This is a genomic window from Vibrio aerogenes (assembly GCF_024346755.1).
In the GTDB taxonomy this organism is placed as follows: Bacteria; Pseudomonadota; Gammaproteobacteria; order Enterobacterales; family Vibrionaceae; genus Vibrio; species Vibrio aerogenes.
On the sequence record NZ_AP024861.1, the window covers coordinates 3,635,171 to 3,649,270 of the forward strand.

General features: G+C 41.7%; 13 protein-coding genes. 6 read left to right on the top strand and 7 right to left on the bottom strand.

The features are described 5' to 3' along the window. Positions 1 to 42: 42 nt before the first annotated feature. On the bottom strand, positions 43 to 960 hold the full coding sequence (locus OCV29_RS16240) for a hypothetical protein (RefSeq protein WP_139281573.1): 918 nt from the start codon (positions 958 to 960) through the stop codon (positions 43 to 45). Between the two features lie 488 nt (positions 961 to 1,448). On the opposite strand from OCV29_RS16240, the gene OCV29_RS16245 reads away from it, so the two are divergent. Further along, complete coding sequence (locus OCV29_RS16245; RefSeq protein ID WP_073603633.1) at positions 1,449 to 2,255, top strand: DUF4433 domain-containing protein; 807 nt, start codon at positions 1,449 to 1,451, stop codon at positions 2,253 to 2,255. Between the two features lie 49 nt (positions 2,256 to 2,304). After that, positions 2,305 to 3,860 (top strand): IS3 family transposase gene (locus OCV29_RS16250; protein ID WP_370737238.1). Its coding sequence is split into 2 segments (ribosomal slippage): positions 2,305 to 2,758 and positions 2,758 to 3,860, totalling 1,557 coding nucleotides; the frame shifts between segments, so codons are not numbered across the junction. A 333-nt stretch (positions 3,861 to 4,193) separates the two neighbouring features. On the opposite strand, the gene OCV29_RS16255 is transcribed toward OCV29_RS16250, so the two are convergent. From OCV29_RS16255 to OCV29_RS16265, 3 genes are all read right to left on the bottom strand, one after another. Continuing rightward, positions 4,194 to 5,426 carry a tyrosine-type recombinase/integrase gene (locus tag OCV29_RS16255; RefSeq protein WP_073604272.1) on the bottom strand — a complete coding sequence of 411 codons (1,233 nt, stop codon included), beginning with the start codon at positions 5,424 to 5,426 and terminating at the stop codon, positions 4,194 to 4,196. Positions 5,427 to 5,751: 325 nt separating this feature from the next. Beyond that, complete coding sequence (locus OCV29_RS16260; protein WP_073604187.1) at positions 5,752 to 6,237, bottom strand: NfeD family protein; 486 nt, start codon at positions 6,235 to 6,237, stop codon at positions 5,752 to 5,754. A gap of 3 nt (positions 6,238 to 6,240) precedes the next feature. Beyond that, entirely contained in the window at positions 6,241 to 7,191 is a 951-nt protein-coding gene (locus OCV29_RS16265) for an SPFH domain-containing protein (protein ID WP_073604188.1), read from the bottom strand. 318 nt (positions 7,192 to 7,509) lie between these two features. Here OCV29_RS16265 and OCV29_RS16270 point away from each other — a divergent pair, with 318 nt between their 5' ends. Together OCV29_RS16270 and OCV29_RS16275 are read left to right on the top strand one after the other, a co-directional pair. Next, positions 7,510 to 8,292 (top strand): glycosyltransferase family 32 protein, encoded by a 783-nt coding sequence (locus tag OCV29_RS16270; protein WP_073604189.1) that lies wholly within the window; start codon positions 7,510 to 7,512, stop codon positions 8,290 to 8,292. Between the two features lie 54 nt (positions 8,293 to 8,346). After that, positions 8,347 to 9,222 carry a glycosyltransferase family 2 protein gene (locus tag OCV29_RS16275; protein ID WP_073604190.1) on the top strand — a complete coding sequence of 292 codons (876 nt, stop codon included), beginning with the start codon at positions 8,347 to 8,349 and terminating at the stop codon, positions 9,220 to 9,222. Positions 9,223 to 9,271: 49 nt separating this feature from the next. On the opposite strand, the gene OCV29_RS16280 is transcribed toward OCV29_RS16275, so the two are convergent. Then, positions 9,272 to 10,177, bottom strand: a complete 906-nt coding sequence (locus tag OCV29_RS16280) for a glycosyltransferase family 2 protein (protein WP_084193347.1) — start codon at positions 10,175 to 10,177, stop codon at positions 9,272 to 9,274. Between the two features lie 2 nt (positions 10,178 to 10,179). Beyond that, entirely contained in the window at positions 10,180 to 10,908 is a 729-nt protein-coding gene (locus OCV29_RS16285) for a glycosyltransferase family 25 protein (protein ID WP_073604192.1), read from the bottom strand. Between the two features lie 490 nt (positions 10,909 to 11,398). On the opposite strand from OCV29_RS16285, the gene OCV29_RS16290 reads away from it, so the two are divergent. Then, positions 11,399 to 11,602: a hypothetical protein gene (locus OCV29_RS16290; protein ID WP_139281601.1), complete on the top strand. Its 204-nt coding sequence runs from the start codon at positions 11,399 to 11,401 to the stop codon at positions 11,600 to 11,602. A gap of 92 nt (positions 11,603 to 11,694) precedes the next feature. Next, positions 11,695 to 12,108: a hypothetical protein gene (locus OCV29_RS16295; protein WP_073604194.1), complete on the top strand. Its 414-nt coding sequence runs from the start codon at positions 11,695 to 11,697 to the stop codon at positions 12,106 to 12,108. Positions 12,109 to 12,195: 87 nt separating this feature from the next. On the opposite strand, the gene OCV29_RS16300 is transcribed toward OCV29_RS16295, so the two are convergent. Next, positions 12,196 to 13,893 carry a methyl-accepting chemotaxis protein gene (locus OCV29_RS16300; RefSeq protein ID WP_073604195.1) on the bottom strand — a complete coding sequence of 566 codons (1,698 nt, stop codon included), beginning with the start codon at positions 13,891 to 13,893 and terminating at the stop codon, positions 12,196 to 12,198. Positions 13,894 to 14,100: the final 207 nt, after the last annotated feature.

Genomic DNA, 14,100 nt, shown 5'->3' on the forward strand with positions numbered 1-14,100 from the left:
CGTAATCTGCACGTGCAGATGACCGTGCAGCTAACCGTGAAGTTAATTTTTCAGTTCGTTTCTGACTTCACTCAGCAGGTTCTGAAAACGGCGGTAAGACATGGTTAATACCACATCACCCCGGCCAAAATAAGTAATGTCATCATTGGTGATGTCATCAATCACTGCATCGGTATCAAATTCACGCCCGGTTTCAAGATGGATATCTTTACGCAGTAACACCAGTACCTTATCTGAACGGGATTTCGGATGTTTCAATAGCACCCGGTGCAAAATCTGTTTGATGGGATTGGTAAACACAACCTCACCGGAGGCTTCCGGCTGCTTTTGTATTGTCGGAGCGGGTACCGTATCTTTTATCACTTCAAGACCAAACCGTTCAGCGATCTGATTTAAGTCAATCCGTAGGGAGTGCGGTTCAATGGTCAGTTTTCGGTTTTGCAGGTAACGGGTATTCAGCCTGTTAAGCTCATCACCCATTTTTTCTTTCATTTCAGCCGTAAACATTTCAGTGATCATTTGGCCGACACTTTGAAAACCAGTGACATCATAAATCACTTCAGGGTAAGCCCAGAAAGGCTTTTCCCGCCGTGCTGGTAACTTATTCATGTATGGGATGATATATTTTTCTATGGCTCCGAAAGCCTCTGTCACCGATTGCCAGCCTGAGACTTTTTCCGGCTCAAGGATCTGAAACATCTCTACCATTTTCTCTTTGTTGTAAGCCGCAAAATGCTTTGAATCTTCCCAGCCTAACCGGACAAATCCCCGGTAATCAAACACCGCACCAACCACAGGCTTATCTTTCACAGCAAACAACGCCCCGGCGTGCTTCACCTCAACCTTTGCACACAGATGAAGCTCACCATCATCAATTGAATCAAGCACTTCTTCTTTGGTCAGAGATGTTCTTTTTTCTATTTCTTCTAACCGGATAAACCGGCGTTTTCTTTGCGCCATGTATAAACCTGTCTGGAGTATTTGTGTGGAATTATTCTGAATCATTGGGAATCTAAGCCGTTTGAGATTGTGAATAGATTTCCTGTTGAAAGTAGCATTTTAACCCGTTTATACATAAAACACATTGCGATACGTTGATTCCGCATGGAAAAGTGTATCGGTTGACAATTGGACACAGATGGGAGATGGAAGAACATATACAATTTATACAGTGATGGTGGAAAGGCATTATTGAAAATCGTTTTTGCCCCGAAGCTTCCTAGCCCCGCCAAACTGGCTCCCCATGAATTCTCTAGAGTGGACAAAATTAATCTAATCTATGAGCGGTGTTTTTCCGTAATTATCTCCTGAAATCGTCTCTGATTCACACAAGAGGCTGATATTGATTTAGTTTAATAACAATTGGTAGCATTATAGGTAGAATGTAGGTATGGAGAAATTCCACCTATAAAGTTTTAGAACTCTTTATATTTCACATGAGGAACAAAATGTCTACTTTAGACCAATACAAAGATAAGTATTTTTTCCATTTCACTCACTTAGCTAATCTTAATGATATATTGGTTAATGGCTTGTTAAGTACAAACGAAAAAAAAGAAAGAAAAATTAAGCATTTAGATGTGGCCTCATCTGATATACAGTGCACTAGACATGAAATGGTAGTGCCATGTGGACCAAAGGGAAAGATTCACGATTATGTCCCATTTTATTTTTGTCCAAGAACTCCAATGTTTCTTAGCATTATTAAGTCAAGAAATTATGACCAGCCGTTTTTTATTACCTTTGCTGTCTCATTCGAGAAACTTAAAAGTAAAAAATTTGTTTTTACAAATAAAGCTGCAAATAGAAGGTTTGAACCACCTGAGTTCTATGATTGTCCAACACAACTTGATAAATTAAGTTGGGATATTATTGAAAGTAGGTCATGGGGGTGTACTGATGACTCTATTAAACATAAAAAAATGGCAGAAGCACTTCATTATAAAAAGTTTAACCTTTCCGATGTAGATTATATTGTTGTTTGGAAGGAACAAATTAAAGATTTTGTAAAAAAAGCATTTAATAAAAATGGAATTAATTGCCCTCCGATCTACCTTGATGGGAAAAACAAATATTATCACTACTATTATGATCTAAACTGCAATGAAAAAAATTGTTCTTTGGTTCATGGTCCGATAATTACGAGAGCAACATTTATAAATATTGTAGAGAAAGTAAACGAGAATAGGAGAACTGTTAATGATCACTATAAGTTTGATGATATTGAAGATGCTTTACCCCCTCTGTCAGAATAGTTGCCACTGTTAAAAATTAACCAGTCATAGGGGAGGTTAAAGAGGAATGATGACCCGCTATTCACCAGAAAGAAAAGAAGCGATCCTGAAAAAAATGTTACCCCCACATTCACTTTCTGTCGCTCAACTGGCAAAAGAAGAAGGGATTTGTGAAGCAACCCTGTACAATTGGCGAAAAGCATTCAGAGAATCAGGAGTCGTTTTGCCAGACAGTCATACTTCATCTTCACAATGGTCCGCACAAACCAAACTGGCCGTTGTTGCCGACACCCTTTCTATGACTGAAGCAGAGCTCAGTCAGTACTGCCGTGAAAAAGGCCTGTACCCTGAGCAGGTTCATCAGTGGCGCAGTGAATGTATGCAGGGCTTTATGTCGGCTAAAGAAAGGGAAGCGGAAGCGAAAAAACAGGCAAAGGCCGATAAACAGGAAATCAAAGCCCTGAAAAAAGAGCTGCGACATAAAGAAAAAGCACTCGCTGAAACTGCAGCTTTACTGGTGCTGAGAAAAAAGCTCAGAGCCTTTTACGGGGAAGATCCCGGGGACGACTGACCTCAACCGAAGACAGGAAAAGTCTCATAGCACTGATCCATGAAGCCTGCCAGAGTGGTTGCCGGTTAATCAGAGCCTGTGATGAAGCGCAGATTGATTTACGGACTTACCGCCGCTGGTATCAGGGTGGAAAGGTTCAGGCCGATCAAAGACCACAGGCATTGAGACCGGCGCCGGTCAACAAGCTTTCAGAGCAGGAACGAAGGGCGATTATCGACATCTGTAATACTGCAGAATATGCCAGTCTGCCGCCCGCGCAGATTGTTCCGGCCTTGTTGGATAAAGGAGAATATATTGCCAGTGAATCGAGTTTTTACCGGGTCTTAAAAGCAGCAGGACAGCTGACCGGGAGAGGTCGCCAGAAGAGCCGACAAAAAGTTGTAAAACCAACGAGTTATACTGCGACACAGCCAAATCAGGTCCACACCTGGGATATCACCTATCTGCCTTCAACGGTACGTGGTCAGTTTTACTACCTGTATCTGATTGAAGATATTTACAGCCGGAAAATCGTGGGTTATGAGGTGCATGAAACCGAATGTGGTGAGTTGGCGTCAGAATTATTGCAACGGACAGTGTTCCGGGAAAAATGTTTTCAACAGGCGTTGGTCCTGCACTCAGATAACGGCAGCCCGATGAAGTCCCTGACACTGAAAGCAAAAATGGAAGAGCTTGGCGTGCTCTCTTCTTACAGCCGTCCGCGGGTGAGTAATGATAACCCTTATGTGGAATCGCTGTTCCGGACGTTGAAATATATCCCGCAATGGCCATCAAATGGATTTAGAAGTCTGAACGATGCCAGAGAATGGGTAGAGCGATTCGTTCAGTGGTATAACACGGAGCACAAACACAGTGCGCTCAATTACGTGACGCCAGATGAGCGTCATCATGGAAAAGACAAACAGATTTTAGAAAACCGCAAACAGGTCTTGATGTTACACCGAGAGGCGAATCCAGCGCGCTGGTCAGGAAATATCAGGAACTGTGAGCCAGTTGGTAAGGTTGAATTAAACCCGGACAAAACACCAGAAATTGACGAAGAAAAAGCAGCTTAAATATTAAGCAGATGATGACAACTATCTTGAAAAACACCGTATTTCAGCAACAAAGATTGAATTTGAAAATGGAAACATTATACTTGGCTAATTAAATAGCCCTAACAGGTATTTAAGGTTTCAAGATACTTTGTCTTATCTGATACTAGCATATTAGAGCATTTGTACTAACATGCTTTTGTCCGTGCGACCTGAAGTCGTATGAAGCGTTGTTCATCGCTTTATGAGTGAACCATCTGTTTATTCAGAAGCCAAATGCGCATAACTCAGACCAGAATCCTTGACATAACATTCACAAATAAAGAACACTGAACCGTACTTATCCCCAAATACTCAAACCAACCCCTCATATCTTCCCAAAGAAACATCCTCCCCAAACCCAAGATAATCAACCCAAATCCTCAACGCCTCTGATTTCTCACTCAAATACTGGCTGCGGTTATATATCCCGGATACTCCAGCAACCGTATGCCCTAGCAGGTGATCAACTACATGCGGTGCAACGCCTAAATCATTTAGCTTGGTGGCAATCGTCCGGCGTAAGTCGTGAATTGACCATGATTCCTGATGGTCTAGTTTCTTCCATAAAATCCGGCAATACTGGCTGACTGATTCCGGTGATTTTTCACCGCCAAGCACAAAGCCTGTTTTCTGAGTTTCAAACTTCAGTTCCAGTAACCAAGGAATGATTGCATCCGGAATGGGGCGAATAATCATTTCAGAGTTTTTACTATTCGCTTTTGGCACCGTCCAAAGTTGCTGATGAAAATCCCATTCATCCCATGTTGATAAGCGCACTTCCTGTGTCCGGGCACCAAAAATGACCAGTAACAGAATCAGCCGCTGATAGTATGGGAGTACTTTGTCACCCTGAATCAGTTCAAGTAATTGTGTGAGTTCTTCATCACTCAACACGCGATCCCGTTTCGCCTGCTTCTTACCTACATCACTGATTATCAGGTCATCTAAGGCATGGCTGAGGGCAAAGCCCCGCTTACGGCAGAAAATCAGCGCCTGTTTACAATTCTGGAAAATATACCCGGCTGCAACAGGTGCCGCTTTTCGTTTTCCCGAACCCCGGCGGACTTTATCGAAACAGGAACACCATAATGAAGTGGAAACATCAGCAAGCGGATACCTCCCAAGCGTAGGATAAATATGTCGTTCAAACTGTGCCTGATGCCGCTTGTAATTTTTCCGGTTTTCTTTCGCATAGTGCTTCAGCCAGTAGTCCAGTGCTTCTTTAACCGTCACCGGGTATTGGCGACTTGCTCTTAACAAGTTCATTTCAACACCTGGATCTTTACCGTTATCCAACCACTCCCGGCAGCGATCGCGCTTTTCTCTTGCCTGCTTCAGTGAAGTTTCCGGATACGAACCCAAACCTAATAATTTTGGATTGGTCTCCCGTCCGCCTAACCGATAACGATAAATCCAGCCTATTGCACCGTTTTTAGAAATCCGGGCTGATAACCCGGAACCATCAGAAATGACGCTTTGACCCTCGTAAGGTTTCCCATAAATTGCTTTTAAGAATCTATCATTGATTTTATTTGTTGTTGCCATACAAGCACCTGGCCGGATAAAACAGCCTTCTGTGATACACACCATGATACACACATTTATTTGCGTAACGATGATACACGATGAACGAGAAAGAACAAATATAACAATAAACTCTATATTTTCAATGCCTTAAAATGACAACCATAAATTTCAGGAAACAACAATGAACCATATACTTATAATACGGCGTGAACTAAGCCATATTCAGCAAGATATCGATCGAAGCACTAACAAAAATTTGTTGGTGCTTTTTTTATTTCAGTCATGAGGAATCAAACAGCCTTCTGTCAGGCAGCCTTTACGGTGTTGTAGCTTACTTCGGGTCTTATCCTTCACTCTGCCCGGCGTCATCCGCTTCAACCGCTTCAACCCAGAAGATACTCACTTCAGTTTTCACCACCCGCACGATCTGACCTTGTTTCAATGGCTTCTCACTTCTGACTTTCCAGTTGATGCCTGAATAAGGATAAACGACATCATCAGAGGCCATATCCACATCACCAGAAAGACGAAAAGTGAGCTGAGCGAAGTCGGACTGAGACGATTGGGAGGAAGCGCGATTCTGGAGCAGGTGCAGTGGTTTCCAGAGAATCAACGCTAAACCTAATGAAAGGAGCGCACTCGACCAGAGGGCTGCATTCATCGTTACATCCAGCCACCCAAACTGCATCATCAGGCCAGTCAGGAAAACCGCCAGCCCAATGAAGAACAGAATAAACGTCGCAAAACCAAACACCGCGACTTCAATGACCAATAACAGAACCCCAAGTGTCATCAGCACTTCAGGAAAATGTGCAATCACCCAAACCATGACTTAACTGCCCGCTTTTGAATTCAGTGTATTAATAATCGACATCCCCTGTGCGACCAGTGCTGTGGCATCGGTTGCATTATCAGGTAACAGCACCACCGAGGACTCTTTTGCAATCGCCTGCTTCGCTTCAATCGCTTTGGTAGCCAGATCGAGCTGAATCGCTTTCTGTCCCCGTTCAGTATTGGCGGCTTCCCCAACGACTTCCAGAGCTTTTGCCCGTGCATCTGCAACCGCAATAATCGCTTTCGCTTCCCCTTCAGCCCGGAGAATCTGTTCCGCTTTATCAGCTTCAGCCGCCAGTACCTGCGCCTGTTTTTTCCCTTCGGCGACGTTGATCGCGGCCTGACGATCCCCTTCGGATTCCAGAATTTGCGCCCGTTTCACCCGTTCTGCTTTCATCTGAGCTTCCATCGATTCCATAATCGAACTTGGCGGCACAATATCTTTCACTTCATAACGCAGTACCTGAATGCCCCACGGTTCAGCAGCCAGATTGATCGCACTGACAATATTTGTATTGAGCATATCCCGCTCTTCAAAGGTCCGATCCAATTCCATTTTACCCAACTCAGAACGCATGGTTGTTTGCGCCAATTGCGTGACAGCAAACACATAATCATCCACACCATAAGTTGCTTTGTATGGATCCAGCACCCGGAAATACAACACACCATCCACCACCAGCGAAATGTTGTCTTTGGTAATCGCAGACTGGGAAGGCACATCCTGCGCCTGCTCTTTCAGGCTTCTCTGAGCCGACACCTTGTCAATAAAAGGAATAATGACATTCATTCCCGCAAGCTTCGTCGACTGGTATTTCCCGAAACGTTCCACCAGATACGCCTGATTCTGGGGCACAAACTTAATTGCAGAACGCAATAAAATAATGATGAGCAGCAAAATCCCTACAGGCAGGATATTGTCCTGAATGATATAAATAAAAAATTCCATCAGATGTTCCTGTTATGTCCGATTAAAGAATGATGACACGATTCCGGTTATCTTCGTTTGCCGTGTGGCAAATAGAGTATATCAAACATATGAAATATTATTATTATAGCTGTTGATAAACCGGGGCAAACTGAGGATACAAATTTCAGCAAAATCTCACAGAACAACGTTCAATCACTTTGCGTTCAATATTTTCATTGAAATATTAAAAATATCAATTGAACTTTGTTCACAAAAAAGGCAGTCTCTTGCACAGATAAAGATAAACCTGTGTCTGAAAAAACACCCCGTCAGCTCACGTTAATGAAATAGTATTCCATGACAATTCCTAAAAAAATTCACTACTGCTGGTTCGGTGGGAACGAACTACCTGAACTCACCATTCAATGTATCGAGAGTTGGAAAAAATTCTGCCCTGATTATGAAATTATCCGCTGGGATGAAAGCAATGTTGACCTGAATTCATGTCAGTTTGTGAAAGAAGCTTATGCGGCAAAGCAATGGGCATTCGTTTCCGATTACATCAGGCTGAAAGTCGTGGAAGCCTGTGGGGGAATCTACCTCGACACAGATGTTGAGCTGCTTACCAGTCTGGAGCCTTTTTTAAACTTGCAGGCATTTATGGGATTCCAGTTTGATGACCGGCATCTCGTGGCTTCCGGACTGGGCTTTGGCGCGATAGCTCATCATCCGGCTTTAAAAGCGTTAATGTCGACCTATGAACACATTCCTTTTATTCAGGCTAACGGAAGTTATGATACGACGCCATGTCCGGACCGGGATACCCGTGTTCTGGAACAATTTGGTCTGAAACGGAATAATACAACGCAGAGACTGGAAGTTGAGCAGTACGCGATCACGATCTATTCATCAGACTATTTTTGCCCCAAATCTTATGAGGGTGATGAACATTTCACGGATAATACGGTTTCGGTTCATCATTACGATGCTTCCTGGCTACCAGAACAAGAGAGAGAAAAGCTGCGCCTGAAAGTACATTACAAACAAAAATTTGGCCCAAAACTGGGTAAATTTATGTTTAAGAAGCACAAGCAATTATTAAAAATAAAGCGGTTACTGTCGGGAAATCAGCGTAAATAACAGCCTCTTATCTGCTAATGAATTCCTGACTATTATTTGAAAGGGCGTAACATCGTGAATCACTCATCAGAAAACAATCATCTCATCAGTGTGATTATTCCTGTTTATCATGTGGAAGATTATCTTGCTGAATGCTTACTGTCAGTCATTACCCAATCTTTTAAGCATATTGAAATCATTTGTATTATCGATGGCTCAAAAGATAACAGTTTTAATATTGCCAGATATTATCAGATGTGTGATGACAGAATAAAAATTATCTGGCAGGAAAATCAGGGGTTATCCGGTGCGAGAAATACCGGACTGGAAGTCGCTCAGGGAGATTTTATTTTCTTTCTGGACTCAGATGACTTCCTTAAACAGGATGCTTTAGCATCTTTATATCAGTATATTGAACAATATGATGTCGTCAGTGGTGCAGTCCTGAATTATGTACAGGATACAGGGGTTACCCGGCCTTTTTGCCAGCACAGGCAAACCGGTGAAATTGACATTCAGGACAATTTTTATTCACTGGAAACTGTTGTATGGAATAAGTTATATCGCTCAGAAGTGGTTAAAAATCTCAGGTTTATCCCCAGACTGGTTCATGAAGATGAAGATTTTTACTGGAAAGTATTTTCACAACCTTTAAAAATTTATGCCGCTGAATGCCATATTATCTATTACAGGATAAGAAGTGACTCGATTATGTCCAGTTTAAATCCAGATCCAGACTATCAATATAACTATATTCAAATCATTGACTCTGCATATAGCCAGCTACAAGAAGCACCATCGTTAAAATATACGTTTTACAAAGCTGCATTACGGTTTTTGAAAATACTTATTTCCAGTGGTGCACCCTATCATGCATATGAAAACCACATTAAAATGAAGTATAAAATAAAAGACTCCCGGTTATGCAAATTTCGTTTTAAATATTTATAAGCCAAAGATATTACATACAAGCCCGGCTAATCAGAATCCGGGCGACTAATTATTGACGCAGTAAATGATAAAGCTTATAAATTTTCATTCTCAGCAGACAACTTAAATTTCTGCTGATTTTGTAATGCTTATAAATAAATTGTTCATACTTTTCTTTGGGAGAATTTTTTTCGTCCAGATCATTTAAAAATTTTATGCATAGCTTATAGAACAAATATCTTTTACGACGGTCTTTTTCGGCAGCAGAATAAGCAACTCTGGTGATATGAATATGATGTTCCTGGTGGGTTTCATCACCGCTGTAGCTCTTAGTCATAATCGAGTTTTCACGGATCCGATAATGATAGATATCTTCCGGAATGCAATAAACCCGGACAGGATGAGAATATAAACGCCAGTATAGCTCAAGATCTTCATATATCAGGCCACGGGTAAACCGTATCTCTGTGAAAACTTCTTTTCTGTACAACTTATTCCATACAACTGTTTCAAGAGCATAGAATTTGCGGTTGAAGTCAACCTCACCGATCGTTCTGTTTTTCTTGTAGGGATACCGTGCACCAGTCTCCTCTTCCACACAAGTAATACCACCACAAACAATATCATAATGATCAATGTGTTGATGAAGCAATGTGATAGCGTCTGGTTCAATTGAATCATCCGAATCAAGAAAGAAAATAAAATCTCCCTGAGCGACTTTCAGTCCGGTATTTCTCGCACCGGATAACCCCTGATTTTCCTGCCAGATAATTTTTATTCTGTCATCACACATCTGATAATATCTGGCAATATTAAAGCTGTTATCTTTTGAGCCATCAATGACACAGATAATCTCGATATAAGGATAACTTTGAACAATCACTGATTGCAAACACTCAGCAAGATATTTCTCAACATTATAAACAGGAATAATCACACTAATGAGATCGCTTCTCTCACCATTCAACCTCATCATGTTCACCTGTATATCATTTTTTTTCTGAGATTGAATATCTTTCTCCGACACTGCTTCATCAGCCGGATGATCTCGATATTCACTTTACTAAACAAACTCATTTTATCCTTTATTTTTCTCTGACCAATGGTCGATTTGACGTCACTGCGACGAAGCAATGGTGGTGAATAACTATAGATGATCTGACCGGTTCGCCATTCATTATCCATAAAGTCATCAACCGGCTCATAGAAGCCCTGTGCCTTTTTCAAATACAGAGACGCAACTTCCGGAGTAATTGCATAAGCAGATGTTCCACATGCGCCTTTCAGGTTGGAAATAAGATGATACTCGTCGTCAATCTTACAGATTTTAATATGCTTACGTTCGAAAATATTACCCAATTTTACAACACCATACCGGGAAACGAGAACCTCAATATTTTTCAGTTGGGCAGACAAATCACCTGACAGCTCAATATTATCCTCAAGTATCAGATAAGACTCATTATCTTCAACACATTTTTTCCACAGCGAAAGGTGACTCGCAAAACATCCAAGCTCAGACAAGGTAAGCTCATATCCTTTATTCTTTTTTACCTTTTTTTTACTATATAACGAATAAATAAAGTGATCAGGACTGTGCCTGATATTCTCAGCATCAAAAAATTTAAATTTGATACCTTTGAGTGCAGAAGACATGTAGGCCCTGCGTTCATGAGACTCTTTCAAACTGATTGCAATTATTTTCATAAAAACACGATTAAATGATTATTACCAATTAAAATACAAATGACACACAAAAAGAACATTGTTCGATATTTTTTAGTACATATACATTTAATTAATATTACTGTCAATTAAATTGTGTTTTTAACACAAATAAATATACGCTTATCCATTCATAAACATTAATTTAAAATATTGTTTTATTTTAAGTTACGTTTAATTAATATATACTCAGGAAACATCAAGATTCATCTCCGAAAGTCGAGACGCATTGACTCCTGCCTTGTGTTACTGATTTTCAGCGTAAAATGACTCTGTTTTTATATCAGTGCCTGAGCGATACAGAATCCGATTCAATCAAGCAAAAAATGTGGATAACAGACTCAATCTGTGACATACCAATCAACAAATTGATCCAATTATTTTCATGAATGTATCTTTGGTTTATAAATCAAGACACATATAGGAGTGATGTATCGGCTGTATTCCATCGTTATCCTTCAGGGGAGAAATCATGAGCATACATGGATATCAGCATTCTCAACCACTCGTGCTGCAATCACAGCTTTTGAACCGGCTGGTTTCTTTTTTCGGGCAAAATCCATTGTGTTTAAAACAAAAACGCTCAGTCATGTGCAGCAGCAACCAACAAAAGACAACTGAATGCAGCCTGCTCAGGGCACTCAGCAGCCCTTCAATTTCCGGTCAGCAGACATGACGACAAACATCCGGCTGCATCAGACAAAATTTTAAAATCGATCCAATACGTATCAAAAACTTAAAAATATAATTTCCAAGAGGAATATCAGCATGGAAAACATGATTTATAATCTGTCCCTGTATGGTGCGAACGAAAAAAAAGTGATGGGTGCACTCTGCTTTGATATTGCAGCAAAAGATGCGATTCCGGATGTCAGTAATCTTGCGGATATCTGGGCCCGCTCATCCGGCAATGATGAGATATCATTCGATGTTGTTCCCATAGAAGCCAGCTTTGTCTGTACCAATATTCTTGGCAACATCAAATGCCTGCTGAACGGCTGTATGTTTACTTCAGACGCCGGACCAACCCTGACAACAACGCTTGATGGGGGACAAGGGCAGCATGATATCACTATCCAGTTTAACTTTATGGACTCTCCTGCGGATAATATCGGCGGCATACTACGGGTCGATGACCATCAATCCTGGTGCTTTCTCGGCAGCCGGGAAAGGGAGTCCTGAACAGAAAATGACGTGGGCCAAAAGGCTCACGTCACTCTTGTTTGACCACTAAACCCTGTCGTGATTTATCTCAAGATGCACTTTGAGTTATATCCTGAATTTGCCCAGGTCTGCATTTAATGCCACCACATGAACGGAAATTTCATCATTTGCTTCTTCAACATCAGTTGCATCCTGACTGGTATGAATCGCAATATCACTGATATTCTGAATGGCTTCCTGAATCATTCCTGAGGTGGTATTTTGCTCTTCTGTTGCTGCGGCAATCTGTGTGTTGTAATCAAAAATCTTATTCACTGCCTCCACAGCTTCGTGAAAAATCCGGGTTGTTTCTTCACCAAGAGATAACGCTTCCTGCGTCACAGTTAAACCCTTATTCATTTTATCTGTCGCCTGTTCCGACCCGGCCTGTAAAGATTCAACCAGCTTTTGAATATCTCCTGTTGAACTTTGTGTTCTCTGCGCCAGGGAGCGGACTTCATCGGCAACGACCGCAAACCCGCGTCCATTCTCTCCGGCTCTGGCAGCTTCAATCGCCGCATTCAAAGCCAGCAGATTAGTCTGTTCTGCAATTTGCTGAATGGTATCGACGACCACAGTAATATTGTCGGTTTGCTGAGTCAGTGCATGAATGCTTTCTGAAGTCGCAGCGACATCTTCAGCAAGCTGGCGAACAATCTCCTGTGTTCTGTCCGCGGATTGCTGCCCCTGTGTCACTTTATCCTTCACAATACCTGCGACTTCAGAAGCTTCACTGGTATATTGCACAACTTCAGCTGTTGCGTGAGACATTTCAAGAATGGCAGAGGCGACCTGTTCTGTTTCTTCCCGCTGTTTTTCAATATTAACCAGCGTGTTTTTCACCACCTTTGATGCTGATTCAGAGCACTGATTTAAACTCGAAGATGAATGCGTCACATTTCCCAGAACTGACTGTAGCTTTTCCAGAAACAGATCCAGCTTGCCAGATAAGGCCCCCAGCTCATCTTTCCGGTTGACCTGCATTCTGATTGTCAGGTCTCCGTCGCCATTCACCAAATCCTTCAGCCGGGTGGATACAACCTTCAACGGCCGGATAATCGACACACCAATCAGGATTAAAATCACGACACTGATGATCAGCGATATCGCAAAAATCGTTATGACACCACTCAAGGCAAACTCTTCATCCTGTTTTGCCTGCTGCACAGAGCGAATCGTCAGATCCTGCAGACCATCAAGTATATTGATCAGATGGTGATCAAGTGCTTCGTTGAGTTTTTCGAGATGAATGATTTGTTTCTTTGACGCCTGAATACCATTTTGCTGCACTTTATCTAAAAAACGTTTTGTCTCTGTTTCAAGGGTGATAAATTCCTTTTCAACCTTGGCAAACTCAACCAGCAGATGCTGGTAGGCGGCTTTCGCTTCCGGCAGGTGAACATCCTTCTCGAGTTTGATCAGTCTCTCTCTGGCCTGAGAAATCTCAGTGTGTAATGCAACTATCTTTTTATCAACGCTTTGTAACAGCTGCTGGCTGTCACGGGAGAGACCATTTTTCTCCTGAATCACATCCAGTAAAGCATGCGAGATAAATTTCTCAAACGTCAGTGCCTGTTGTAACTGATGCTCGGTAATCAGAGTCAGGGTTTTAGTTAATGGCATATGATCATCGGCGATCTCTTTGAGTTCTTCTCCGACTTTGGTCATTTGCAGCGTCGAGAAAAGACCAAGAACAGCCAGAGCCATGATCTGAACGAAACCAATTAAAATAAGCTTGTGGGAAATTTTCAGTGATGACAGCATGTCAGTGTGTGCTCCTTTGAGATAATCACTCAGGAAAAATACAGAGTGATTAACAAAATACGGTCGTTGATTATCGAGCCACACTGATACGTAAGATTGAAACCATTGTGATTATTATTCTTATTTAATGGCAATTAACATATAGATAAGTTTATGCAATAAAGCAAAGTATTAATCGGGTCAGATATCAACTGATGTGAACCGGAG